28 protein-coding genes are annotated in these 25116 nt (G+C 41.0%); 17 read left to right on the forward strand and 11 right to left on the reverse strand.

Annotated features, from left to right (window positions below):
- Positions 1-14 precede the first annotated feature (14 nt).
- Positions 15-428, reverse strand: coding sequence for an alternative ribosome rescue aminoacyl-tRNA hydrolase ArfB (gene arfB, locus IMPJCBKJ_RS00755; protein WP_138617194.1), 414 nt, complete (start codon positions 426-428; stop codon positions 15-17).
- A 112-nt stretch (positions 429-540) separates the two neighbouring features.
- On the opposite strand from arfB, the gene IMPJCBKJ_RS00760 reads away from it, so the two are divergent.
- Positions 541-1098, forward strand: coding sequence for a short-chain dehydrogenase (locus IMPJCBKJ_RS00760; protein ID WP_166338191.1), 558 nt, complete (start codon positions 541-543; stop codon positions 1096-1098).
- 45 nt (positions 1099-1143) lie between these two features.
- Here IMPJCBKJ_RS00760 and IMPJCBKJ_RS00765 read toward each other — a convergent pair whose 3' ends face one another.
- Genes IMPJCBKJ_RS00765 through IMPJCBKJ_RS00780 form a run of 4 tightly spaced genes read right to left on the reverse strand, consistent with a single transcriptional unit; the run spans position 1144 to position 3547 of the window.
- Positions 1144-1878 (reverse strand): phytanoyl-CoA dioxygenase family protein, encoded by a 735-nt coding sequence (locus IMPJCBKJ_RS00765; protein ID WP_166338193.1) that lies wholly within the window; start codon positions 1876-1878, stop codon positions 1144-1146.
- Between the two features lie 3 nt (positions 1879-1881).
- Complete coding sequence (locus tag IMPJCBKJ_RS00770) at positions 1882-2463, reverse strand: uracil-DNA glycosylase family protein (protein ID WP_166338195.1); 582 nt, start codon at positions 2461-2463, stop codon at positions 1882-1884.
- Between the two features lie 19 nt (positions 2464-2482).
- Complete coding sequence (locus IMPJCBKJ_RS00775; protein ID WP_054553363.1) at positions 2483-2845, reverse strand: VOC family protein; 363 nt, start codon at positions 2843-2845, stop codon at positions 2483-2485.
- A gap of 9 nt (positions 2846-2854) precedes the next feature.
- The gene (locus IMPJCBKJ_RS00780; protein WP_166338197.1) at positions 2855-3547 is read right to left on the reverse strand and encodes an aspartate/glutamate racemase family protein; all 693 of its coding nucleotides are present in this window, start codon (positions 3545-3547) and stop codon (positions 2855-2857) included.
- A gap of 200 nt (positions 3548-3747) precedes the next feature.
- Here IMPJCBKJ_RS00780 and IMPJCBKJ_RS00785 point away from each other — a divergent pair, with 200 nt between their 5' ends.
- From IMPJCBKJ_RS00785 to IMPJCBKJ_RS00795, 3 genes are read left to right on the forward strand one after another with little or no spacing between them, the layout of a single operon-like run.
- Complete coding sequence (locus tag IMPJCBKJ_RS00785; RefSeq protein ID WP_206004023.1) at positions 3748-4092, forward strand: hypothetical protein; 345 nt, start codon at positions 3748-3750, stop codon at positions 4090-4092.
- The gene (locus IMPJCBKJ_RS00790) at positions 4089-5690 is read left to right on the forward strand and encodes a PepSY-associated TM helix domain-containing protein (protein ID WP_054553365.1); all 1602 of its coding nucleotides are present in this window, start codon (positions 4089-4091) and stop codon (positions 5688-5690) included. Before IMPJCBKJ_RS00785 ends, IMPJCBKJ_RS00790 begins: the two co-directional genes overlap by 4 nt.
- Positions 5687-6022: a DUF3325 domain-containing protein gene (locus tag IMPJCBKJ_RS00795; protein WP_054553366.1), complete on the forward strand. Its 336-nt coding sequence runs from the start codon at positions 5687-5689 to the stop codon at positions 6020-6022. The genes IMPJCBKJ_RS00790 and IMPJCBKJ_RS00795 overlap by 4 nt, the downstream gene beginning before the upstream one ends.
- Before the next feature lie 212 nt (positions 6023-6234).
- On the opposite strand, the gene IMPJCBKJ_RS00800 is transcribed toward IMPJCBKJ_RS00795, so the two are convergent.
- Positions 6235-6768, reverse strand: coding sequence for a lipocalin family protein (locus tag IMPJCBKJ_RS00800; protein ID WP_166338198.1), 534 nt, complete (start codon positions 6766-6768; stop codon positions 6235-6237).
- Between the two features lie 104 nt (positions 6769-6872).
- Here IMPJCBKJ_RS00800 and IMPJCBKJ_RS00805 point away from each other — a divergent pair, with 104 nt between their 5' ends.
- The 9 genes from IMPJCBKJ_RS00805 to IMPJCBKJ_RS00845 all read left to right on the forward strand — a co-directional run bounded on the left by IMPJCBKJ_RS00805 (position 6873) and on the right by IMPJCBKJ_RS00845 (position 13374).
- Positions 6873-7322, forward strand: a complete 450-nt coding sequence (locus IMPJCBKJ_RS00805) for a YaiI/YqxD family protein (protein WP_166338200.1) — start codon at positions 6873-6875, stop codon at positions 7320-7322.
- Positions 7319-7861, forward strand: coding sequence for a hypothetical protein (locus IMPJCBKJ_RS00810; protein ID WP_166338201.1), 543 nt, complete (start codon positions 7319-7321; stop codon positions 7859-7861). Before IMPJCBKJ_RS00805 ends, IMPJCBKJ_RS00810 begins: the two co-directional genes overlap by 4 nt.
- A 119-nt stretch (positions 7862-7980) precedes the next feature.
- Positions 7981-8793 (forward strand): transporter substrate-binding domain-containing protein, encoded by an 813-nt coding sequence (locus IMPJCBKJ_RS00815; protein WP_166338203.1) that lies wholly within the window; start codon positions 7981-7983, stop codon positions 8791-8793.
- A 142-nt stretch (positions 8794-8935) separates the two neighbouring features.
- Positions 8936-10633, forward strand: coding sequence for a gamma-glutamyltransferase (gene ggt, locus IMPJCBKJ_RS00820; RefSeq protein WP_166338205.1), 1698 nt, complete (start codon positions 8936-8938; stop codon positions 10631-10633).
- A gap of 405 nt (positions 10634-11038) precedes the next feature.
- The gene (locus tag IMPJCBKJ_RS00825; protein ID WP_166338207.1) at positions 11039-11329 is read left to right on the forward strand and encodes a hypothetical protein; all 291 of its coding nucleotides are present in this window, start codon (positions 11039-11041) and stop codon (positions 11327-11329) included.
- Between the two features lie 104 nt (positions 11330-11433).
- Complete coding sequence (locus tag IMPJCBKJ_RS00830) at positions 11434-11766, forward strand: hypothetical protein (RefSeq protein ID WP_166338209.1); 333 nt, start codon at positions 11434-11436, stop codon at positions 11764-11766.
- A 156-nt stretch (positions 11767-11922) separates the two neighbouring features.
- On the forward strand, positions 11923-12315 hold the full coding sequence (locus IMPJCBKJ_RS00835) for a hypothetical protein (protein ID WP_166338211.1): 393 nt from the start codon (positions 11923-11925) through the stop codon (positions 12313-12315).
- Between the two features lie 128 nt (positions 12316-12443).
- Positions 12444-12815, forward strand: coding sequence for a hypothetical protein (locus tag IMPJCBKJ_RS00840; RefSeq protein ID WP_166338213.1), 372 nt, complete (start codon positions 12444-12446; stop codon positions 12813-12815).
- Between the two features lie 256 nt (positions 12816-13071).
- Positions 13072-13374, forward strand: a complete 303-nt coding sequence (locus IMPJCBKJ_RS00845) for a hypothetical protein (protein WP_206004025.1) — start codon at positions 13072-13074, stop codon at positions 13372-13374.
- A 527-nt stretch (positions 13375-13901) separates the two neighbouring features.
- Here the strand turns inward: IMPJCBKJ_RS00845 and IMPJCBKJ_RS00850 are convergent.
- The 5 genes from IMPJCBKJ_RS00850 to IMPJCBKJ_RS00870 all read right to left on the reverse strand — a co-directional run bounded on the left by IMPJCBKJ_RS00850 (position 13902) and on the right by IMPJCBKJ_RS00870 (position 20134).
- Positions 13902-14564 (reverse strand): class I SAM-dependent methyltransferase, encoded by a 663-nt coding sequence (locus tag IMPJCBKJ_RS00850; RefSeq protein WP_166338215.1) that lies wholly within the window; start codon positions 14562-14564, stop codon positions 13902-13904.
- A gap of 9 nt (positions 14565-14573) precedes the next feature.
- Entirely contained in the window at positions 14574-18227 is a 3654-nt protein-coding gene (locus IMPJCBKJ_RS00855; protein ID WP_166338216.1) for an AAA family ATPase, read from the reverse strand.
- Positions 18224-19456 carry an exonuclease SbcCD subunit D C-terminal domain-containing protein gene (locus IMPJCBKJ_RS00860; RefSeq protein ID WP_166338218.1) on the reverse strand — a complete coding sequence of 411 codons (1233 nt, stop codon included), beginning with the start codon at positions 19454-19456 and terminating at the stop codon, positions 18224-18226. Before IMPJCBKJ_RS00860 ends, IMPJCBKJ_RS00855 begins: the two co-directional genes overlap by 4 nt.
- Before the next feature lie 69 nt (positions 19457-19525).
- The gene (locus tag IMPJCBKJ_RS00865; protein ID WP_054553375.1) at positions 19526-19762 is read right to left on the reverse strand and encodes a hypothetical protein; all 237 of its coding nucleotides are present in this window, start codon (positions 19760-19762) and stop codon (positions 19526-19528) included.
- A 138-nt stretch (positions 19763-19900) separates the two neighbouring features.
- Positions 19901-20134: a hypothetical protein gene (locus IMPJCBKJ_RS00870; protein WP_054553376.1), complete on the reverse strand. Its 234-nt coding sequence runs from the start codon at positions 20132-20134 to the stop codon at positions 19901-19903.
- Between the two features lie 267 nt (positions 20135-20401).
- Between IMPJCBKJ_RS00870 and IMPJCBKJ_RS00875 the strand changes: the two genes are divergently transcribed.
- The 4 genes from IMPJCBKJ_RS00875 (at position 20402) to IMPJCBKJ_RS00890 (ending at position 24943) form a co-directional block, all read left to right on the forward strand.
- On the forward strand, positions 20402-22840 hold the full coding sequence (locus tag IMPJCBKJ_RS00875; RefSeq protein WP_166338220.1) for a M1 family metallopeptidase: 2439 nt from the start codon (positions 20402-20404) through the stop codon (positions 22838-22840).
- Positions 22840-23343 carry a DUF6702 family protein gene (locus tag IMPJCBKJ_RS00880; protein ID WP_054553378.1) on the forward strand — a complete coding sequence of 168 codons (504 nt, stop codon included), beginning with the start codon at positions 22840-22842 and terminating at the stop codon, positions 23341-23343. Before IMPJCBKJ_RS00875 ends, IMPJCBKJ_RS00880 begins: the two co-directional genes overlap by 1 nt.
- 124 nt (positions 23344-23467) lie before the next feature.
- On the forward strand, positions 23468-24085 hold the full coding sequence (locus tag IMPJCBKJ_RS00885; RefSeq protein WP_166338222.1) for an HAD family hydrolase: 618 nt from the start codon (positions 23468-23470) through the stop codon (positions 24083-24085).
- Positions 24086-24217: 132 nt separating this feature from the next.
- A complete protein-coding gene (locus IMPJCBKJ_RS00890; protein WP_054553380.1) occupies positions 24218-24943 on the forward strand; it encodes a YebC/PmpR family DNA-binding transcriptional regulator in 726 nt (241 codons plus the stop codon).
- Positions 24944-25116 lie beyond the last annotated feature (173 nt).

Genomic DNA, 25116 nt, shown 5'->3' on the forward strand with positions numbered 1-25116 from the left:
TTCTGATGTGAAAGTTAGAATTTTACATTTTTTCTTAATACTTTTGTTTGTCCTCTTTTCGTTTTAGAGTCCATGCGTTTTCTCTGAGAGCTTTTGCTTGGTTTTGTCGCTCTTCGCGCCTTTTGTACTTGAGTGGCATTAAGAATTAATTCTTTCAAACGATTAAGCGCATCCTCTTTGTTCATCTCTTGCGTGCGATGACTTTGCGACTTAATAACAATAACGCCCTCTTTGGTAATTCGAGAATCATTCAAATTAAGTAAACGTTGTTTGTAAAAGTCAGGTAACTTTGAGCGTTTAATATCAAAGCGAAGGTGAATAGCTGTGGCCACTTTGTTGACATTCTGCCCGCCCGCGCCTTGCGAGCGGATCGCACTAAAGTCGAGTTCCCATTCATCAATTGTGACGGTATTAGAAATAATTAACATCAGGTTCAGTTAGCTATGGTAAAAAAGGTATTGTAACATTTGTAATTGGCTAAACATAATAGCTCGACTATTTGCGCCGGTTGCTAACCATTTTGAAAGAAAGGAGATCACGATGAAAGCACTACTTATTTCTATGAGTCTACTTGCGATGAGTTTTTCTAGCTTCGCAGAAGATATTTCTGAAAATCAGCTACAGCGTTACATTAAAGCCCTTCCTGCAGTTGTTAATTGGTCACAAAACCAACCTGAGCTGGATAGTTTGAATCTAGGTAGTATGTTAGGTAGTTCTGATGGTGTTGACAGTTCGTCTGTAATGAATGCATTAGGCCACATTAAAGAACACGAGCTTTACACTGAGTTTGCAGCCCTTACCAAACAATATGGTTTCACACCTGAGCAGTTAGTTACTGTTGGTTCAGAGGTATCAATGGCGTATTTAGAAAACCTTAAAGCGGGTATGTCTGAAGAGAATAAGCAACGTGTAAACCAAGCAATGAGTGGTTTACAAAGCCTTACAGCATCATCATCTGATGCGGGTACTCGCTCAATGGCTGGTGCTTTAGAAGGTATTAAAGCAAGTACTGCAACAGCAGATGTTAGCGAAAGTAACGTTAACTTAGTTAAGCAGTATATGCCGCAGTTAAAAGAATTGTTCGCAATGTTGCAGTAACTGCAAAACGAAAAGAAAGCGGCTAGGTAGCCGCTTTTTTTATGCTTACTCGAATACCACAGCGTTTTTTAGATGCAGCTTTTGTTCTGCAGTTGGTAAAAATCCAGTTTGTACAAACTCGCTAAGGCTTGGATGACGTTCAAAGTATAAAATATCAAGGGCGAAACGATTCATGCCGTACAAGCCCCGATGGATCATGTTTGCCGAAAATATGAGTAAGTCACCTTTTTTGAGTGCCACACTTTTACCACGAACGAGTGAGTCACTATTTCGAGCGCCCTGCTGTTCTAATCTAACTGTTAACTCTTCATCTGAATCCCAGTTTTTATGGCTACCCGGTATTAGTTCTATTCCTGGTTCATCTTCAAAAGCAACGCGGCAATGTAGTACTTCAGGGCCGTTAAGAGCTACTTTTTGCGCATCAAGCTCTAAGTGATACTGCATATCTCGATGCCAATAGTTAGCTTGTTTGGGATTGTATGGGTTAAAGAATAGTTGAGTATTCATAAACTGAGGACCAGCAACAATACCTTTAACCTGTTTCAATAGTGTGTTGGCGCTGACAAACTTAAAAAGAGTAAACTTTTCCTCAGCACTTAAACATGCAGCGCCAGTCAAACCTGAGCTATTAATACCTCTAGATTGATAAAAAGATTGGTTTTCTTGCAACCAGTGTTGATGAAATTTATCGAGAATTGGCCTTACTTTACTAAGCTCACTCTCTGTGTAAAGCCCCTTTACATGGTAGTAGCCGTTTTCAGCAAAAAAGTTATTTTCCATTTTTTACCTTGCTAAAATTGCACGTATTTTACTACTAAGCTCAGGCAATACTTGTTGCTCAAACCACGGATTTGTCTTTAGCCAGATATTATTGCGAGGGCTTGGGTGAGGAAGTGGCAAGTAATTTGGCCAATATTCACGCCACGATTTTACTAACTCAGTTAAGGGTAGCTGCTTAGTGTGGGGTAAATGATATGCCTGCGCGTATTTACCTAAGATAATGGTGAGCTCAATATTATTTAGTTGCGCTAAGAGCTTTTCACGCCATGCAATCGCGCACTCTTTTCTTGGCGGTAAATCACCTGACTTACCTTTGCCCGGGTAACAAAAGCCCATCGGCAAGATAGCAAAATTGTGGTCATCGTAAAACTCATCACTCGTAACACCAAGCCAAGAGCGAAGCCTTTGCCCGCTTGCATCATTAAAAGGTTTGCCACTTTCATGCACTTTAATTCCCGGTGCTTGACCAGCAATTAAAATGCGAGCCTGTGGATTAAACTGGATAACGGGCCGCGCTCCGAGTGGTAAATGAGGTTCGCAGATCACGCATTTACTAACTTGTTTTAATAATGATTGAGTACTCATGAGTTAGTAAAAATATGATCTATGCTTGTTTTGACCAAACTGCTAACTCGTTACCACTTGGCTCTGTGAAGTGAAACCGACAGCCTCCAGGAAAATCAAACAAGGGCTTAATAATTGTTCCACCATGTTTTTCTACCTGCGCTTGCGTCTCTTTAATATTATTTGAATAAAGCACCAGTAGCGCGCCGCCATTATTGGTTAAGCTAGCTAATGGGGCTTGATAAAACCCGCCATCAAGCCCCGCAGATTCAGCGCTAAAGGCCGTGTATTCAGGGCCATAGTCGGTAAATTGCCATTTAAAAACCTGATGAAAAAATGCCTTTGTTGCGGCTAAATCTTTAGCAGCAAATTCAACATAATTTAGGCTATGGTGGTTCGACATGGTGAGCTCCTAATTTAAACTATTCTCAAGCGCCATCGCGCAATGAAGTGCTGTACTATCAAGTAATGGAATCGATGTATCTGCTTGTTGAACTAATAAGGTTATTTCGGTGCAACCAAGAATAATGGCTTCAGCACCTTGCTGAGTTAGATTATCAATAATGGTTAAATACTCGGCTTTAGATTGTGGGCTGATGATGCCTTTACATAGTTCATCATAAATCACACGATGCACTGTTTCACGCCCCTGTGCATCAGGGATTAACACGTCTATGGCGAATTTATCTGCTAAATGCTGCTTGTAAAAGTCTTGTTCCATAGTGAACTGGGTACCCAACAAAGCCACTTTTTTAAAGTTATGTTGGATCAGGTTTTCACCAACTGCATCAGCAATGTGTAATAAAGGAATTGCAACCGCAGCTTGTACTTGCTCAGCTAGTTTATGCATCGTGTTGGTACAAATTAATAAATAATCCGCGCCCGCGGCTTCAACTTGCTTAGCGGCCTTAATGAGTATCTCGGCCATCTGTGGCCAATCTTGTTGCTGTTGAAGCATAGCTATTTCGGCAAAATCGAGGCTAACGAGTACTATCTTGGCACTATGCAGCCCCCCAAGTTTGTTTTTAATGCCTTGATTTAAAAGCTGGTAGTAACTTTGTGTAGACTCCCAACTCATGCCACCGATTAAGCCTATTGTTTTCATTGCAGCTCCCTTTTATTTACTTAACACCATATGATATTGCACAGAACAAAGCTAGCAGATCATTATTTTACTAACAGATCGACTTAGTTGGTTCAGTTTCACTATTTAATACGTGCATGCAAATGATAACTACTATCTTTTCTGTTTGTCGGCGATATAATACGGGGTTTTCTTCTCGTGTTATTTTTTAAGGGATTATCATGCATTCTCAATCATTAGATGCAGTGACTACCAATCGCCCTAAAAATACAGCTAAAAAGCGCTCTGTGAGCCTATCTTATCGTGTTGCTGTGTTTTTGCGTTTCGTTGCAGCCATCATTGGTGGTTACGCCTTTACCAGTGTGCTTATTTCATTACTAGCTGTGTTATTACCACTTAATAAACTCGACAGCGTGCTGTTAACCACGACTCTATCGGTATTTTTTTACTGTTGTGTGTTTATTTGGGTGTTTGCAGTTAAGTCTTTAAAGACTGTTTGGATCACTATTTTACTAACAACTGGTGGGCAATTGCTGGCCCTTTCATTGATTAAGGATTGGTTATGAAAGAGAGCTTTTTCCGCTCAATGACTTGGCTTCATACCTGGGTTGGCTTGCTGGTATGTTGGTTACTGTTCTTAATCTTTTTTGCTGGCACCATCAGCTTTTTTAAAGATGAAATCACTATTTGGGCTAAACCCGAAACACACAATGTGCAGCATCAAGCACAACGGGTTCAGTCTCAAGCCGAGCAAATTAATTATGTGTTTGCGCAATTACAGCAACAGGCACCTAATTCATTATCTTGGCGGATAAACTTACCTGAGCCACGTAACCCTGTTTTAAGCTATGGGTTTGCTGAGCCTAAACAGCCAGGCCAGCGCCGAGCACCTTTCAACTATACACATCTAGATCCTAATACCTTAGAGCAATTACCCGAACCTCGTGAAACAAAAGGCGGCAACTTTTTCTATCGCTTACACTTTGATTTACATTACATAGATGTATTTACTGCACGGATAATTGTTTGTTTAGCCTCATTATTTATGTTGGTAGCGCTTATAACAGGCATCGTGATCCACAAACGTATTTTTAAAGATATGTTTAGCTTCAGAGCAAACAAAGGTAGTCGAAGTTGGCTTGATGCACATAATGTTTCGTCAGTGCTGGCATTACCATTTCATATCATGATCACCTACACGGGTATTATTACACTGATTTTTATGCTGTTCCCCTACCCTGCCGAGACTGTATATGAAAATGGCTTAAGGCAAATGTTTGATGAGGCATTGCCTATTAATAAACGTGCAAAGCCCAGTGAAGAGCAGCGCCCTATGGTGGCAATCAAAGATGTGTTAGATCAGATTTATACTAAGTCACCGAATGCTGATATTAGCTACGTGTTTGTAAGAAATGCGAATACTGCTTCCTCACAAATCGTGGTTTATTTGGCAACCGGCAAAGAGGTTGTAGATAACGGACCACGCTACTTATTCAATGGTGTAACGGGCGAGCTTGAAGCGAGTTCTGGCGAAGATTGGAGCGCTTCGGCGCAGTTTTATGACTCAATGACGGCATTGCATAGCGGTCGTTTAGCGGAGCCGTTGCTGCGTTGGTTGTATTTTTTCTGTGGCGTAGCTGGCTGTGCCATGATCGCTACAGGCTGCATTATGTGGGCAAAACGCTTACGCGAGAGGCTCAAAGCAGAGCAAAAACCAAGCTTTGGTTTAAAGCTTGTTGAAAGTCTTAATTTAATAACTTTAATGGGCTTGCCGCTAGCAACTTCAGCGTTCTTCATTGCTAATCGTTTATTGCCTTTAGAGTTAGCTGGGCGTGCCGATAAAGAAATACTCGTGTTTTTCTTAACTTGGCTTGCGGTGGCGCTTTCGGCTGTGAGCAGTATAGAAAAACGCCATTGGCGCTATAATGCATGGCTCAATGCAATAGCTTGCTTTCTCGTGCCCGTGGTAAATGCACTGACAACAGATGGTAATTGGATCACGTATTTACTAACTAATCAATGGGCCTTATTCGGTGTTGATAGTGCGTTTATTTGTGCTGGCGTGTTGTTTTTACTACAAAGCAAAAAAATAGCTAGTCACAAAGCTGTTATTAACAAGGCAAAACCAAGTAAAAATAGGGTATTAAAGGAGCAACAAGGATGATGGAGTTACTGCAATTTAGTCTCTGCTTTTTAGGGTTTAATTGTTTTGCGCTGGCAAAATTCAATCATTTTCGTGATGTATTTAAAAAGAAATTAACCGAAAAACAACGAAATAGCTTTTTAGCCAGTGGCTGGATCAGTATTTTACTAAGTTTGGTACTTTGTGTGCTGTCTGATGCTGGGTACGGCGCATTGCTGTTTTGCGGTTATATGGCTTTAAGTGTGCTTATGCTCATGATTTTATACAGTTTTACTGTTTCATGGGTGAAGCATGTCAGTGTATTTACTATGTCTATTTTACTGTTGAGTGGCTTTTCGGTGATGATTTTGTAGTTTAGTTAGTAAAAAACTGATCTGATAGCAATTTGCAATAATGCTTAATTGATCAAATTTGTTTAAAAAAATGGGTAGGCAATGCCTACCCTAGCAGGGGATTAAATTGGGGGATCACATGTTGCTTCAATTTAACGACGCTAAGTTTGCCTAGCATCCATTACAGTTGTGTTGCACATTCGTGATAGTTTAAAGACAGTTGTAAAGCCCCTTTACAAGCTATTATGGTCAACATAGATAAGTTCATCTGTTTTAAAGCCATATTCTTTTGCAGTGTTTATAAAGTCCTGCATTTGCTGTTTTGTCACGGTCGGTGTGCGCGACAAAAACCATAAATACTCTTTGTTATAACCTGTGATATAAGCGTATTGATAATTTTGCTTATCTAATTCAAACACCACGTAAGAGCTGTAAAATGGTCCAAAGAATGAGACTTCTAAGTGGCCTATGTTTTGTTGCTCTGCAAACTTCGCTTTACCTTCAGCTTGCTGCCATTCTTTATCTTCGGCGCTGTAACCCTTGTTGATAACCTTCACACTGCCATCTGGGTTAATTGAGTATTCGGCGGTAATGCCCTCAAGGCCGCGTTCAAATGAATGATCTAAACGTGCAATTTCGTACCATGTTCCTGTGTATCTGTTTAACTCAAAATTATCGACGGGTTTGATGTTGTCTGGCACGCCTGTACACGCAGATAAAATGACTGTGATACATAAAACCCCGATTAACTTTAATGATGTTTGCACGTTTTTACTCCCTTTAAAAATTAAACAAATTAATACGTTAATAGCACTAATTTAGTTCAATTACGGTAAACTATTAATGTCTAAAATTAAAGATTGAGAACAGCATGAAGATTTGGGTTGATGCAGACGCCTGCCCCGTCGTTATTAAAGAAATATTGTTTCGTGCCGCAGAGCGCACACAGACCTTTACCACATTAGTGGCGAACCATGCGATGCGAGTACCACCCTCAAAGTTTATTAGCCGTTTGCAGGTATCTTCGGGTTTTGATATTGCCGACAACGAAATCGTTAAACGTATTGAGCCAAATGATTTGGTGATCACCGGTGATATTCCTTTGGCTGCTGAAGTTATCGAAAAAGGTGCCCAAGCGCTTAATCCGCGCGGTGAGTTATATACGACCGAAAATATTCGCTCACGTTTAAACGTTCGTGATTTTATGGAAACAATGCGCTCAAGTGGCGTTGAAATGGCCGGTGGCCCACCGCCTTTAAGCCAAGCTGACCGCCAAAACTTTGCAAATAATCTTGATCGAATCCTAGCTAAAAAGTTATGAGTGTCGTTAATAGTGCGCCACTGCAGGGTTTTGGTGATGATGCGTTTAAAGTCGCTGTTTATATAGAAAAGCGCCCGCCGATGCCTGCTTGGCAACAGCTTAAGCATTTGCATGCAATACAACCCGGCCAAATAAACGAAATAAACCAAGCATGTGGCAATGGTTGGCGCAAAGTTTTTAATGTGTATGGCAAAGTACTTTTTGCACTACCAAGTGAATATTATGATTTTGCAAAAAGAGCACCTGATTGGCAGAGCTTTCGCGATGAGCAACTACTGCAAGCACATAGCCAAACTGCATTACTGTTTAGCCCACCGATATTAGGCAAACCAGAGCAATTACATATAATTGCAGGGCGAACCCATGCTAAGCAGCTTATAAATGACGGGCTTTTGCATTGCCAATTAATATGGCTTGATGATGAATTTGCTATTAGTAAATCAGATAAAGTGATTGTTTGCCCCTATTTTGATTACCGCCAGTTGAGCAACATTAAAATTGCACGACTTAGCCAGCTAGTTGCAGATATTTTTTCTTAGTTTCTGGTTTATTGCGTTATTGAGTTAGCAAACTAAGCTTTAAATACTGTAGAGCTTAATAGGAGTTTAGATGAAAACTCTGATCGAATTGTTAAAGTGTGAAAAATGGAGCTAAACCGATGTTTAAGCATTTACCAATAGTGAGTTTGTTTACAGCTAGCTCTGTTATGGCGAGTGCTGAACAATTGACTTTATATACTGAAGTGTTCCCACCCTATAATTTTGTGGAGCACAATCAGCTCACTGGTATTAACACCAAAATCATGGAATCTTTGTGCGAAAGAGCCAAGTTGAGCTGTACGTTTAGTGTATTGCCTTGGAAGCGCGCAATGTCACTAACCCTTGCCCAACCGAATGCAGGAATTTACTCTACTTCACGTACCGCAAAGCGAGAAACTCAATTTTACTGGGTTGGCCCTTTGGTATCTGGGCATTCATGTTTCTATCGCTTAAATGACCGAAACGACATTAAAGTAACGAGTACACAGTCGTTGCAAAACTACACCATTGGCGTATCTCGTGGTGATGTATATCAAACCGTTCTTGCTGATTTTAACCTTACTGAAGGCCAGCAATTTTTAACTTACTCAAAAAAGTTCGAAGAACTTAAAATGTTTAAGCAAGGCAAGCATGATTTACTGATTGGCTCCTCTCTCACTCTGTCAACACAATTGATGAATGTAGGTATGAGCACAGACCAAGTCACACCGGTATTTGAGTTAAAGCACCCTGCTTTAGTGGGTAATTATTTAGCACTTAACAAAAACACATCGCCGGAGGTAGTTACTAAGCTGCAACACGCCCTCGATACCATGAAGCAAGAAAACCTGATTGACCCTTTTGTTGATCAGTTTGTCGAAGAGGATAGGCACTCTCACGGCGAAGTATCCAAAGTCTCAGAGCAGTGCTTAAATGGCTCTGCCATTTACTAAGTTGGATAGGTTTTAGGTAAGTTAGCCGCTATTTTTCTTACTTTTGAAGTCAATCGTGATTTTTCGCGCTCGAACGCAAAGCCATTGCCTCATCTTAAGTTGCTTTTTATAGTGATAAAAATAACAAAAAGGGCAAAAAACTATGAAACCAACTTCACTCTTTAAAAGTTTAGTGCTAGCAGTATGCTTAGGCGCAACAGGCGCTGCTCAAGCTTACGATCGTATCACAGGCCATAACTTTGCTAGTCGTTCTGAAGTCATCGCACAATCAGGGATGGTTGCTACATCACAGCCGTTAGCTACGCAAGTAGGCTTACAAGTTTTAAAAGACGGCGGTAGTGCTATTGATGCGGCTATTGCGGCAAATGCAGTGCTAGGCCTAGTTGAACCAACAGGATGTGGAATTGGTGGCGATTTATTTGCCATTATTTGGGATAACAAAAGCAAGCAACTTTACGGTTTAAATGCCTCTGGTCGTTCACCACAAAGCTTGTCTTTTGAAACTTTAAAAGCACAAGGTGACTACATTCCTGCTTATGGGCCATTGCCTGTCTCGGTACCTGGTGCTGTAGATGGTTGGTTTGAGTTACATAAAAAGTTTGGCAAAACACCAATGAAAGCCTTACTGCAGCCTGCTATCGACTACGCTGAAAATGGCTTCCCTGTGTCTGAACTGATTGCCTATTACATGCAAAAAAGTGTGGCTGCGCGTGGTAAATACCCAGGCTTTAAAGATGTATATATGCCTGATGGGGCAATGCCAGAAAAAGGAGAGATCTTTAAGAACCCTGCCCTTGCAAACACCTATCGTAAAATTGCCAAAGGCGGCCGCGATGCTTTTTACAAAGGCGATATTGCTAAAGAAATTGGTCGCTACATGAAAGAAAACGGCGGCTACTTATCGTATGACGATTTAGCTGCCCACCATAGTGAATGGGTCAAGCCTGTGAGCGCCGATTATAGAGGGTATACGCTTTGGGAATTGCCACCAAATGGCCAAGGAATTGCCGCACAGCAAATTCTGAATATTCTTGAAGGTTACGATATCAAAGCTATGGGCTTTGATAGCCCTGAATACGTACACACCTTTGTTGAAGCGAAAAAACTCGCGTTTGCAGATCGTGCAAAGTATTACGCCGATCCAGCATTTAACACCATTCCCGTACAAACACTTATTTCGCAGCAATATGCTGACCAAAGACGCAAACTGATAGACCCTAATAAAGCTGCAAAACGTGACCACGCAGGCCCAGTAGAAGGCGATACCATTTATATGACGACCGCCGACAAAGACGGCAACATGGTTTCGCTTATTCAAAGTAATTACCGTGGCATGGGCTCAGGTATGACACCTGCAAAATTAGGCTTTGTATTGCAAAACCGTGGCGAAATGTTCGCCCTTAAAAAAGGCCACATGAACCAATATGAGCCAGGCAAACGACCATTTCATACAATCATTCCAGCGTTTGTCACCAAAGATGGCAAGCCATATATGAGTTATGGCGTAATGGGCGGCGCAACACAGCCACAAATGCATGCTCAAATACTTATCAACATGATTGATTTTGGCATGAACCTACAAGAAGCCGGTGATGCACCACGTATTCTGCACACAGGTTCATCGCAGCCAACCGGCGAGATCATGGAAGACGGTGGTTTTGTTAGCTTAGAGTCAGGTTTTTCGATGGAAACCCGCCGTGAGTTAATGAAAAAAGGCCACACCTTACAAGACGCGGTTGGCCCATACGGTGGTTATCAAGCAATATTGAAAGACCCAAAAACCGGCGTTTATTACGGCGCATCTGAAACCCGTAAAGACGGACAGGCCGCGGGGTATTAGGCTATTGTAGGTTGGGTAGAGCGGAGCGAAACCCAACAAGCAAGCGAGTTTCAAGAGTAAAGTTAGCGAGTTAAAAGAGCTATCAGCTATCAGCCGTCAGCTCTCAGATTCAAAACCATCAGCTAATGAGCTTTGATGTGGCTGCGGTTTTACATCGCGTAGGCGTGAAATTTATTTCGCGCGATGGTTCATGGTTCGGTAACTCCCAACCACCTACCCTGCAAATAAGATCAAAATCAGCGTTAAGCCGTTTTTCTGAATATCTTTAGTACTGATAAAAAATTTATAGTTAGCAATGCATTACCTTCTTTGGTAATAATAGAATTATTAAATAAATGAGCGTGGCATCGACAGAAATATGCGTGTCGCATAAATACTAAAATGTTATGTTTTCCTGAGGTTTAATTGAAATTTGTAAAGTATTCTTCAAATGGCAACTCAGTTGGTTTGGATGATAATATCAATTGCTATTGGCAAATTAATGAACTGGGCGAAATTATTAAAAGTATTGAGATACAACCAAATGCTGAGCTTCTTAAATATTCGAAGCAGCATCAAGCTGATTCTTATGGTCAATTACCCGAAGGTATCATAACACCAGATAATTTAAATGATCGGAGTTACGGTACTTGTACGCTTTTAACAGAAAATGACTTTGACAAAGTGTGGTCAAAAAAGGCGATCAACTTTAATTGAAAACATAACAAAGTGCTTAAGGGCGGACGCAAAACGATTGACTTGAGCTCCTTCGTCGCAAATTTTAGCAAAGCATTTTGTGAGATTTAACACGGCGTTATGTCATGAAGAATAGTATCCCAATTTTACTTTTGCTGTTGAGTGTAAGCTCGGCTTGCAATGCGAAAATTGATATTGAATATCGAATAACAGTAGTAGCAAATAGCAAGTCAAGCTACGGTCTTAGCGTAAGAGCTCCGGCTAGTGACCCTAAACAATTAGTTCCATATTGGCATCGGAAAGCTAAAGAGATATGTGGCTCAAAAAATTATAAAAATTCGCAGTTATTAAAAAAGGAAACTCAATGTGGAGATGCACTAAGAGTTGATAGAGATGGACAAAAATGCGAAGTTATTCCAGCCTCAGTATTTGGCACACTCCGATGTGAAAGTATATAACGAACTGTTTAATAGTGAACAAAATTCAGTTGGCTGATTTGGCTCCGCTCCAGTTCATAACCAAAAAATTTGCATATTAATAGGGGTTAGGTGCGCATAGCTAAACGTTTGAGTTTTTTATTATTTTTGTTTCTTCCTCGATTGGTTTGCGCTTGTATGTTACCGAATCAAGGTGAAGAGTATGATTCGTTAATTAAACTTGAAAAGTTAGAGAGTGAAAACAGTTATCGTATCTCGATTCCTCGAGTTATTGAAAACTCTAGTGGTTGGCCAACTGTAACGTTAATCTATACTTCTCATGATTTAGACAAAGATTGTAAAGAAGAAATCCTTAGCGATGGAAATCAACTGTTATGTCTTCCTCAAGAAGAGAATCGTGAAGAATTAACTCTAAATAGCACTTGGAAAAAGGCAATTGACTGGCTATCAAATAATAATTTGTACGAAGGTGAGATTCAAATAATGGAGCAAGAAAACTATTCTGTCGAAATTTCTGTAAAGTGGGAAACCGAATTGTGTTTAACATTTGGGCGCAAAGTAATTGCCTAATAGTAAGCATGCCTAATAAACGCATTAATTAATGGATGTCTAAAGCTTGGTTAACGCTCATTCTTAGCTAATTATAGCCAAGCTTAATATGGCCCATATTGCGACGTTATATTTCTTGGAGGTTGGGTATGAAGATTATCTCTGCAAAATTAAATATTGAACCTTTTCACTCTCTTAATAAAAAAGATATAAAGCGTATTTTTTCTTTGGTTCCTGAAGAGTGGAAAATGGCTATCGATCAGGTTGTTTTGAGCTCCGAGTTGTTCGAAAACTCTCGCTTTGATAGACCAGTAATTCATAGTTCAATAAGTCGCAGGTTAAACGTACTTTCTCGTGGTCTAACCAAACGACGCATGGTAAAAGAAGTATTACGTGAGCTGGCATTAAATGGAGGTGTAGCACAATCAGGCTTCGCAAACCATGTATGTAAAGCTGAATTAGCCAAACTGGATGAAACAGTTGAGCCATTTGTTTTAGCTTTTTTTGAAGACGAAATATAACAAACAAATGTTGCCGTTCACTGTGTTCCGAAGGACATAAACACCTGGGCTCAGTCATGTAGCTCCGTATTTTAGCCAGGCTTTAAAGTGGCCCCTCTTGAGGCTTTGGTAGCGAATTACTAGAGTAAAGTTAGCAATGCATTACGTTATTTGTTAATAAGAGATTTATTAAATATATGAGCGTGACATCGGATGAAATATGCGCGACGCGCGAACTATTAAATTTTATACGTTTCTAGAGTACGGAGTGAATTAAGTGTCTGAAGAAGCAATTATGCTTGCGGAAAAATTACTGAAAAGTGATGAAAATTACTTAGATAACGTAATTGCACTCTGGCGTATTGGAAATCAAAAATATGGTCAGTGCTGGGACACTGAATTTCACATCTTTGGTGAAATTGAATCTGAAACAGACCATTTGCCTATAAATCATGTTAGATCGAAGTGTTCAGATGAGTTTTTGGCCAAAGCTGACAAAGAATTAGAAGAAACTATCGAATATTATCGGGATAATGTTGTTAAAGCTTGCAACATAATTATCGGTAGAAAAAACCTATAACAAACGCATGAAAGGATGTCTTAAGCTGTGGGGGACACTCATTCTTAGCCAATTATAGCCAAACGTTATTTGCCGATTATTGCGGCGTTAAATTACTAATATCATCATGGAGTGTAATTCTAAAATGGAAGTTAAAATATTCACAAAAATCATAAAGCCTAAACAAAGTTTTTGGTCTAGTTCACCTACATCATCTGATTGTGGTTAAGAAACTGAAATCAATCTTTGGTTAGCCTCTCAACCTGATATAGAAATTAAAAAATATTACTCAATCACAAAGCGGTGGTTCATAGATGCCTGCAGCGGTAATCGTAACTGTTTGGTATAAAGTAAAATAACAAGAAAGTTAAGCGAGACTACTAACTTGTTGGGTTTCGCTCTGCTCTACCTAACCTACAAAACATCGCGCGAAATAAATTTCACGCCTACGTGTTTTAACTTTACTCTTTCCCCTCGTAGCTCGCTAACTTTTCCTAAGTTTGTTGGGTTTCGCTGCGCTCTACCCAACATACGGCTCCGTAAAGTAGCTAACTCCCAACCACATACCCAGCAAAACCAAGCACTTTAAAATACTGTTTTGGGGTGCTGAAGCGGGTTTCATTCATTAACTCTGAAAAACGAATTCGGTCTAATGGGTAAAACTCGTGCTCTAGGTTGTGGCGCATGCGTTCTACGCCGACTTCGGTTAGACCTAACTGCGAACATAGCTGTAGTTGAGATTCGCGCTCAAAAGTGGTTTCTGGGCGCATTAAATCGGCAATGTATAAGTTGCTCGATTTTTTAAGTTTGCTGTGAATCGCTTTTAATAGCGCTTTTTTATCGCCGTTATCTTTAACAAAGTGCATTACCAGTAAACACAGTGCGGCGTCACATTGAGTGTCGATGTCGTTGATATCACCGCAGTGTACTGTTACGCGATCGCTAATGTTATGCTGGCCAAACTGTTGCTCGGCAATATCGAGCATGTCTTGTGAAATATCTTGAGCAATAAATTGCCAGCTTGGTTTTAGCGCTGCTAATTCAATGATTTCTTTACCTGTTCCGGCACCAATCACTAAAATGCACGCATCATCGTTCAGCGTGGTTGCTAATTGGGCTGCAGTTGCTTGATGTAATAGTTCATAACCTGGAACTAGGCGCAAAATGCGTTCGTCGTAATGATTTGCTTCTTCGTGATTAAAAGTTGGCATGCTAATCCTTTAAATAACTGAGATGGTCGAATAACCACCTGGTTTTTTCGCCACATGCACTTGCGTGGCAACGCGTTCGGTCATTTCTGATACGTGAGAAATAACCCCTACTTTGCGGCCTTGTGCTTGTAGTGAATCAAGAGCATCCATCGCGATGCTTAACGTTTCACTGTCCAACGTACCAAACCCTTCATCGATAAACAAAGAGTTTATTTGCACTTTATTCGACGATAACGAAGCAAGCCCAAGCGCCAGTGCTAACGACACTAAAAATGATTCACCGCCCGATAATGTATTAACAGAGCGCTGCTCATCGGCCATGTCTTTATCGATAATTGCGATATCGAGCGTTTGCCCTATGGCTGTTAATTTGTAGCGTTTATTTAGTGTCTGTAAGTGACTATTCGCGTAGTGCAGCAGTATTTTTAAGGTTTGCGTTTGCGCTAAATTACGCATGGTTTTGCCGCTGGCATCCCCTAAGACCTTATTGAGTAAATGCCAGTGCTCATAGCTTTTTTGCTGCTCAACCAATTGCTTTTGTTTATCAGCCAGCGCTTCGCTATTTTGTTGATGGGTTTTAAGCTCAGTCGCAACTTGCAATAATGCGTTATTTTCTTGTACTTGTTGCTCTGTGGCTTGATTAAGCTGTAATTGCAGCTCATCTTCACCGAGAGCTGGCTTGTCTTTTTGGTGCTGAGCCAGCGCCTGCTGTCGCTGTTTTAAAAGAGCCTCAGCGTCTTTTAAGCTGCTCTCGGCGGTGTGGTAATCTGCCAGAGTTTGTTTAATTTCAGCGGGACTTATCGTTAATAGCTGACTAACTGCTTGCTCATCCAAACTTGGGTGCTGCGCTTTAAAATCATTAAACCAAAGGCTAAATCGCTCATTAAGCGCCGCTTGCTCTGCGGTGAGCTCTTTTTCACGCTCGTCAATATTGGCGATTTGAATGGCTTGTTCGTCACGCGCCTTCACCGCATTACTATGGTTTGTCTGGGTAAGTTGCAGTGCCTGCTGCGCTGAATCTATCGCCTTTTCAAGCTCTGCTATAAACTCATCTACCGATATCGCCGCGTTACTAAATAAGCCCTCGCGCTTTGATTGTATCTGCGTGAGTTCGTTTTCAGTTTGGCTTAGCTGCTCGTTGCACTGAGATAAGGAGGTATGTGCTTCGTTAAGCTGCGGCGTTACATGTGCAAGGTGCTGCTCAATGGCTTTTAAGTTCGTTTTAAGCTCATCCGCCGTTTGCTGCGAAGCTTGATAAGCCTCAACGTGCTCTGCAATGTTCTCTAAAGAGATGCTTTGTGTATTGAGTGCCTGCCACCAAGGTGCACTGGCGAACTGTTGATTCAGTGTCGTGTAAAGCTGCTGATGCTCATCATTGAGCTCGTTTAAACGTGTTTGCTGATTATTCAGCTGTTGCTGTAATTCGTTTAATTGCTGCTCTTTGCTATGTAGCGCTTGCCCTTGCTGATTATACTCAGTTTGCTTAGCCGCAAGCGTGTTTTGCAGCTGCTGTTGCTGTTCAAGAGTTTTGTAGTATTGCTGTTTTTGCAGGCTGAGCTGTTGTTGACGCTCGTTTAACTGATCTTCGGTTAAATCATTTAGCTCAGTACGATTAGCTGCCATGGTTTCTTTGAGGCTCTGTTGTTGCGCGCTTAGCTCTGAGATTTGCCCAGTTAACGAGCTTATCTGTTGGCTGCATGCCGCCAGCTCATTACTTTTAGCTTGCTGTAATGCTTGCTGAGCTTTTAAGTGCTGTTTGGCGTTAGTTAGTTGGTTGGTAAAGTCGTTAATAAGTTGACTAAATTGCTCGTTAACCATTTCTTCATGCATAAAGGGGTGCTCTTTTGAGCCACATACTGCACACGGCTCCCCTGCCTTTAAAGTGGCGCGTAACTGGCTAACCCCTTCACTGGCTCTTAACTGCACTTGCTGTAAGTTTTGCTCACAAAACGAAACCTGCTGCTGTGCTTGCTCTGCACCTTGCTGCACATCTTTTAATGCTGTTTGTAGTTGCTGCTCCGTTTGGCTTAAAGTGTTTAGCTGGGTTTGCCAATTTTTTAACTGCTGATGATTAGTTTGCCATACTTGGCGCTTTTCAATCAGGTGTTTAATCGCATCAAGCCTAGCGTCGATATCTGCCATTGATTGGGTGTTTAAACTCGATTTAAAGGCGGTATCTTGCTCATTTAGGCGCTTAATTTCTTGCTCAAGGGCTTGGTATTGAGTTTTACACTGCTGCGCAGCTGCTTGCTGCTCATCAATTTTAGGTTGAAGAGCTTTTACGTTTTGCTGTGATTGGCTAATTGTGTGCAGTTGCTGGCTAAAGCGGCTTAACTCACTTTTAAAGAATGACCAGTCTTTTGCTAATGGTTGCCATTGTGCGTGTGTTTCTAAATAGCTATTTATTTGCGCTTGTTGATCGAGCTGTTTTTGCTGCTCGGCTTTATGGCTATTTAGTGTATTAGTCAGCTCTTGATGATGGTGCTTTGCTTTTTCTGCTTGTACTTTTTGCGCCGCTGCTTGCTGGTTTAATACGGCAAGCTGCTTATCTAACTCACGGGCCTGGCTAATAATAGGTTGTGCGTCTTTTTGTGCTTGCTTTGCTTGGTTTAGTTGCGCGGATTGCTTTTCAAGCGTTTGCTCAGCGTCTTTGAGCAGTGTTTTATGATCAACGTTTAAAAGCTGCTCACGGTTTTTAATAAGTTGCCCATGTTGAGCAGTAATCGAAGTGACGCGTTCACGGTTATCTTTTATTTCTAAGCATTGCTGAGCTTGTTTCGCTTCAGTGGCTTTTTCAGCAAGCGCGTGCATTTGCTGCTGTAACTCTTGCTTTGCTTGCTCTGCCTGGTTTAGCTGTTGTTGCTGCTGAGATGCTTGCTTGTACCACCCTTGGTACTGTTCAAATTGTTTTATTTGCTTTTGCAACTCAGCAAGTTTAGCTTCAAGCGCTTTTTGTTCTGCTTGTTTCGTTTCGACCTGTTCAGGGCTTAAAACCTGATAATTACTTAAACTTAACTTTAACTGCTCTAATGCTTGCAGCTGCTCACGATGGCGTTCAAAAATTCGCTGACCAATACGGCTAAATTTATCGGTGCCTGTTAAGCATTCAAGTAGTTGCGCACGCTCATCTCCGGTCGCTTTTAAAAATGCCGCAAATTCATGTTGCGCAAGAAGGACTGCTCGTGAGAACTGCTCAAAGCTCAAACCGATAATACGCTCGATTTCTTTACCTGCCGCGCTTCGATCGGCGATTAGGGTTTCATCAGGTAATGAATAAAGGCTATGTTGCGCGGGCTGTAACTTGCCATCGGCTTTATTACGCGCTCGGCTAAAGCTTAACCTTGCTCGGTACTGCTGTTTATCTTGGCCAATAAAGTCGACTTCGGCATAGCCCTGCCCTGCCCCGCGGCGTAATAAGTTTCGCGAGTCATTGAGTTTGATATTGTCGCCGTTAAAGTCAATTTTATTGCCTGTATCGCCGCGTAACCTTGCTGTTTTGTTATAAAGTGCTAAGCAAATGGCATCGAGTAATGTGCTTTTACCGGCGCCGGTATCACCGGTGATGGCAAACAACCCTGCTTCTTTTAAAGGCGAAGCGCTAAAGTCGACTTCGGCGTCTAAGATAGAGGCTAGTTGGTGAACACGAATCGCTAAAATTTTCATAGTAGGTCCTCTGCATTCAATTCATCGATCACTTGGCTTAGTAAGCTTTCTAACTCTTTTGGCACCGCCTGCCCTGCCATATCTTTATTGTTTGCAAATGCTTGCTCTAAAAGTGAATGTGGATTTAGCGCTTCAATTTGCGAGACATCTTCAAATAGGGTTTGTTCATCGTCTTGCTGGTTGCTTTGCTGACGTACTCTTTCAATGCCACAAAACTTAACCTGCTTACCTTCAAGGGCTTGTTCTATTTGTTCTCTGAAAGTGGTGTCAGTGTCATGGGCGCTCAATTTAACCCGCAGATAGGGCGCTAAATCTTCATCTGTTAAATCGAGCTGTTTTATAAGCTCACAGAGTTCGTTCAGTGGCACACAGTCTTTTTCTGGTAGTAACATGACTTTACAGAAGCTAGGAATGTAAAGGGGGTTTACAGAAGTACCTGAGTCAGTAAGCTCGACTATTACAACTTGATGTTGGTAACGCCTTTCAGAAAATGACATCGGCATTGGCGTGCCACTGTAGCGAATGGTCTCTTTCTTCGCGACGCTTTGAGCCTTATGAAGATGCCCTAGTGCGACATAATCAGGTTGATCAGTAAATATGCTTGCCGATATCGCATCTTCACCACCAATCACTAAGTTACGTTCAGAATCAGATGAGATGTCTCCACCTTTTGCATGCAGGTGGCCCATAGCAATTAATGGCGCGCTTGGTAATTCGCTTGCTGTTTGTAATGCATCTTTGTAGGCAAGGGCAACGCCTTGATTGTATGTTAGCGGCTGCTCTTGTTGGCGGTTATAGCTGCTTAAATCACTACTGCGTAAAAATGGCATAGCAACAACATTCGCATCGCCATTTTTTGTGCTGATTGGCAGTACTACTTCATGAGGAGCATTGCTATCAAAGCGGCCAACAACATGGGTATCAAACTGAGCCAATAAAGGTTTTGCCGCCATAATACGATTTGCTGAATCATGGTTACCAGCAATAATTACTATGTGTAAGTCAGGGCAATGCTGCTTAGTGGTTTTAATAAATTGGTAGAGTTGGTTTTCTGCGCTGGCAGGAGGTGTTGCCGTATGATAAATGTCACCCGCAACCAGTAGTAAGTCGATCTGTTCTGACACAAGCGTATCGGTTAACCAAGCTAGAAATGCTTGATGCTCATCGAATCGGGAATGCTCGTAGAATTGTTGGCCTAAATGCCAATCAGATGTATGAAGGACTTTCATTAAACGCTCTTATTATTTATTAAGAGCGTCAATATACCTAAGCTGAGCCAAGATGCCCAGCCTGGTTTGTTAACTTAAGCTATACCAAGCAAAAACCACCATTGGCAAGGCTAACAATGCCATGATCATAGGTACTTTAAGCGCTTTAGTTTGTTTAGCTTGTAAAATCTTAAGGGCATTTGTTTCATTACATGCCGCTACTTTGTCGATATAAAAATACCCTGAATCTAGGTACTGTTTACAATTTTGTTCGTCCGCTGGAATTGCAATTAGTTCTTGTTGTTTTTTTAGGATATAGAAATCCATACGCTCACCGAATTCTATGCTGATTACCAAACATTTTGGGGGTTAAAATGCATGCTTCGTAGACCCCAAAATCAAAAAAGTGGGCGATTTTAAATATAAATGGCAGTAAATTTCAATAGTAAATGCTACAAAAATTACTTAATTGCAAAAAATAATTATGGATAGGGTCAAAATAACCAAAGAAGATGACCAAATTAGCCATTTGTTAGCTCTTTTAATCTCTGGTTTTGTTCGTGATAGGGCGTCTGATTCATCACATGCATTGATGACCTCAACAAACTTAAAACCACGTTCTTGGTACTCGTTTAAGATTGATTCTTGCGCAGGAATGGCTGCTAAACGAGAGTCTTTTTTTACAATATAAAACTTCATCTAATCACCCTTTCATCATTAACTAGAATTTAAGTCGATTACCTTCTCTTTAACTGTAATGCTTTGGAATGAATTAGTGCTGAATTAAAATTAATCAGTTTTTGTAAACCCCCTTTACAAGATATTAATTAAAAAAAGCAACAATTAATCTTGATTAGTAATAACCGATGAATACTACCGGAAAAATACCGCAATTTATCGTGATAATGTTGCAACTTTGTTTTTAGTTTGCGATGTTACGGTTGCAAACTAATTACAGGATAAACAATGAAAAAAGCAGTTCTCAAATTGAGTGCTTTGGTATTGCCTTTAGCAGTATCTTCAGCTGTTATGGCGTCATCTGTTGAGCAAACTAAAGGCTCATTCGTTGACAAGTTCCGTCAGCTAGATGAAGCACTTCCAACTCCAAACGTATACCGTAGTGCGGCCGGTGAGCCTGCTGAAAATTACTGGCAACAGCAAGTAAACTACGACATCGATGTAAAGCTAGATGAAAAGAAACGTCGCTTAACAGCAAGCCAAACTATCGAATACAAAAATAACTCGCCGCACACCTTAAAGTATCTTTGGTTACAGCTAGACCAAAATATCTTTAAATCTGACTCAATTGCTGAAATGACATCTACTTTCAATGGTAAAACATTGCAAGGTGATCCTCAGCCAAAATCAACTAAATTGAGCTTAGGTCAGTTACGTCGTCAGCAATTTATGGCCGACAACGAGCTGGGTTATCAAATCGCCAATGTTAAAGACGAAGACGGAAAAGAGCTTAAAGTTACTGTAGTAGATACCTTAATGCGTATCGACTTAAACGAGCCGCTTAAACCGGGAAAAGACGTTGAGTTCAGCATGGACTTCGCCTTTAACATTGTTGAAGAAGACGCCGTTGGTGCACGTTCAGGTTATGAACACTTTGAAGAAGATGGTAACGATATCTTCTTATTAGCGCAGTGGTTCCCTCGTCTTGCTGCATACACTGATTATGAAGCGTGGACTAACAAAGCTTTCTTAGGCAGCGGTGAGTTCACACTTGAGTTTGGTGATTACGATGTAGAAATTACAGTACCTGCTGACCATATCGTATCGGCAACGGGTCAACTTGATAACCCAAGCAGCGTTCTGACTAGCACACAGCGTAAGCGTCTTGAACAAGCTGAAGATGCTAAGCGCCCTGTTTTCATCGTGACTGAAGAAGAAGCGTTAGAAAACGAAAAAGAAGGCACAAACAAAACGAAAACATGGCATTTTAAAGCTGAAAATGTACGTGACTTTGCGTGGGCTTCTTCACGTAAGTTTATGTGGGATGCAAAAGGCTACCATCAAGGCGGTAAAGATCAGCCGTTAGTAATGGCGATGTCTTTTTACCCTAAAGAAGGTGGTGACCTTTGGAAGAAGTACTCTACTGAGTCAGTAGTTCATACAATGGAAGTGTATTCACGCTTCTCGTTTGACTACCCTTACCCAGTTGCTCAATCTGTAAATGGCCCTGTAGGCGGTATGGAATACCCTATGATCACCTTCAATGGCCCGCGTACAGATCTACAAGAAGATGGAACTCGTACCTACTCGCAAGCAGAAAAACGCTTCTTGATCGGTGTGGTTATCCATGAAATTGGCCACATTTACTTTCCTATGATCGTCAATTCTGATGAACGTCAATGGACGTGGATGGATGAAGGCCTTAACAGCTTCTTAGATGGTGTTGCTGGTCGCGAATGGGACCACACTATTCCTTGGGGTGTTGAGCCTCGCGACATCGTTGAGTACATGAAGTCTGAAAACCAAGTGCCTGTTATGACACAGTCAGACAGCGTATTACGTTTAGGCCCTAATGCTTATACTAAGCCTGCTGCTGCACTTAACATTTTACGTGAAGTGATCCTTGGCCGTGAGCTATTCGACTTTGCATTCAAAGAATATGCACAGCGTTGGAAATACAAGCGCCCTACTCCTGCTGATTTCTTCCGCACTATGGAAGAAGCGTCAGGTGTTGACCTTGATTGGTTCTGGCGTGGTTGGTTCTACACCACAGATCACGTTGATATCTCGCTAGACAAGGTTTACCAACTTCGTTTAGATACCAAAAATCCTGATATCGACTTTAATCGTTTACGTGATATCGAAGCTGACAAGCCAATGCCGTTATTCGTAAAACGTAATAAAGAAGAAGGTAAAAAACTGTGGGTTGAAGAAAACCCAGATGTAACTGACTTCTACGACGAAAACGACCGTTTCACAGTAACTAACAAAGAGCGTAACGCGTATAACAAATTCCTTAAAGGATTAGAGCCTTGGGAGCGTAAAACGTTTGAGCGTGCAATCAAAGAAGATAAAAACTACTACGTACTTGAGTTCTCAAACTTAGGTGGTTTAGTCATGCCTATCTTATTAGAGCTTACTTATGAAGATGGTACGAAAGAAGAGCAGTACATTCCGGCTGAAATCTGGCGTCGTAACCACAAGCATGTACAAAAGCTAATTGTTACAGAAAAAGGTAAAAACCTAGTGTCTGTTACAGTGGACCCTCGCTGGGAAACAGCGGATGTTGATGTAGAAAACAATAACTACCCGCGTCGTATTATTCCATCACGTATTGAAGTGTACAAACGTGAGAAGAGTAAAGCGAAAGTCAGCCGCGATATCATGCAAGATATTAAAACTGAGCTGAAAGAAGACGACGAAAATGATGCCCAGGAGCAACAATAATGCGCTTTATAGCCATTATTTTTGCTTTATTACTGAGTGCGCCAACCATGGCGCACCAGTTAAAAGCGTCTGTGACTACCGTGTTATTTAACAAACGCACCAACAATATTGAGCTGATGCATCGTTTTTATTTACATGATACAGAGCACGCCGTTGAATATTTGTTTGACGGCAATGCTGATATTTTATCAAATAAAGAAGATCAGAAGCGTTTTGCTGATTATGTTGAGTCACATATTGCTCTACAAACTTTAGATGGCAAGCCGCTTGAGCTTAAAGATGTGGGTGCGCAAGTTGATGGTAAATTCTTTTGGGTTTACCAAGAAGTCATGATCCCTGAGGGAATTCATGGTATTCGAATGAGCAACGGAGCACTTCGCGACCTATGGCCAACACAAGTGAATATGGTAAATATTGAGGGTAAAGGTAAGGTAAAAACGCTGACCTTTAGCCAAGATGATACTTGGCTTGAGGCTAGATTTGAGCCGGTCAATCCAGAGTAATAGCAGTCCTAAAGGATTAAAAAAGTTACTTTTTTAATCCTTTGATCCTTTAATAAACCCATTTCGTAAACTATCTTATTAATGGGCATCAACATTTTCCCACTTCTCATATACAGGGATTTATATGACTATCCATGACAACAATATCCGTGGCGTAATTTTTGACTTAGATGGTACTTTGGTTTCATCGGAGTTGGATTTTTCACTGATCAAAGCACAGGTAGGCTGTCCGCTTGATAATGACTTACTTGCTTACATTGCTTCGTTACCTTCGCCTTACATGCGTGAAGAAGCGATGAATATTGTTCATCAGCATGAACTTATTGATGCGCAGCATGCGCATTTATTGCCAGGCGTTGCTGAGGCAATTAAGAGGCTGAAAGAAAATAACATCCCGATGGCGATTGTGACTCGCAACTACGACCGTGCAGCTGCCATTAAATTAAAGAATAACCCCTTACCAATAGAAACCGTGTTGACTCGCTCTGATGCGCCTGCTAAGCCTGATCCAAGTGCTTTAAATGCGATTGCGACATTATGGGAGCTTGATCAGTCTGAGTTACTGTATGTCGGCGATTACTTATTTGATATACAAGCAGCTCACAATGCCAACATGCGTGCTTGCTTGTACGCGCCAGATGAAATTCCTGAGTATGCAAATCAGGCCGATTATGTAATGCATCATTTTTCAGAACTACCTACTTTGGTTGACTCATTCCAAGAAAATAAAGTGTTATGTTAAATAGCTTTGTTTTTTATTTTTCCTGAGATTTATTGTTAGTTTTTTATTTTTCAAAATGCCCTAGTACTAGCCCAAGCGGTCATGAGTTGCTAAAATATCGGCAATTATCAAATGTATTCATAGAGGCATAAGATGGGCAGAGCATTTGAAGTCCGCAAAAACGCCATGGCTAAAACAGCCAATGCAAAAACTAAAGTAAATTCTAAGTATGGTAAAGAAATCTACGTTGTTGCTAAAAATGGCGAACCAGATCCAGAAGTAAACCAAGCGCTAAAACGTATTATTGAGCGTGCAAAAAAAGACCAAGTTCCAGCACACGTAATCGATAATGCAATCAAAAAAGCAGCCGGTGGAGCAGGGGAAGACTACTCTCCAGCACGTTACGAAGGCTATGGCCCGGGTAACTGTATGGTTATTGTGGACTGTTTAACTGATAACCCTAACCGTACTATTAAAGATGTACGTTTACCGTTCACTAAAACAGATTCAAAAATTGGTACACCGGGCTGTGTAGCGCATATGTTCGACCACTTAGCTGTTTTAGGCTTTGAAGGCGATGACGACGAAGTTGTACTTGAAGCGCTAATGATGGCTGATGTAGACGTAACAGATGTAGAAGTAGAAGACGGCAAAGTATCTGTATTCGCTCCACATACTGAGTACTACAAAGCAAAAACAGCTCTTGAAGAAGCATTTGAAGGTATCAACTTTGAAGTAGACGAAATCACGTTTGTTCCACAAGTTCATACTGACATCACTGATCCAGATGATATCGCAAACTTTGAAAAGTTTATTTCTATGCTTGATGACTGTGATGACGTGCAAAACGTTTATCACAATGCGATTGTTAAAAACTAATTTTTAAAAAATTAGTACGTATTAGTACGTAAAAAGGGGCATTTGGTAACAAATGCCCCTTTTTTAATAGATTTTCATTATGCCATGAATGGTGGCTATTCACTGTCGTTATGAGTTCAATTGATATTAGTCAAAAAAAAAGCAGCCCTTGGGCTGCTATGAACGACACATGA

This window comes from Pseudoalteromonas sp. MB47, assembly GCF_011319765.1.
GTDB classification, from domain to species: Bacteria; Pseudomonadota; Gammaproteobacteria; order Enterobacterales; family Alteromonadaceae; genus Pseudoalteromonas; species Pseudoalteromonas simplex.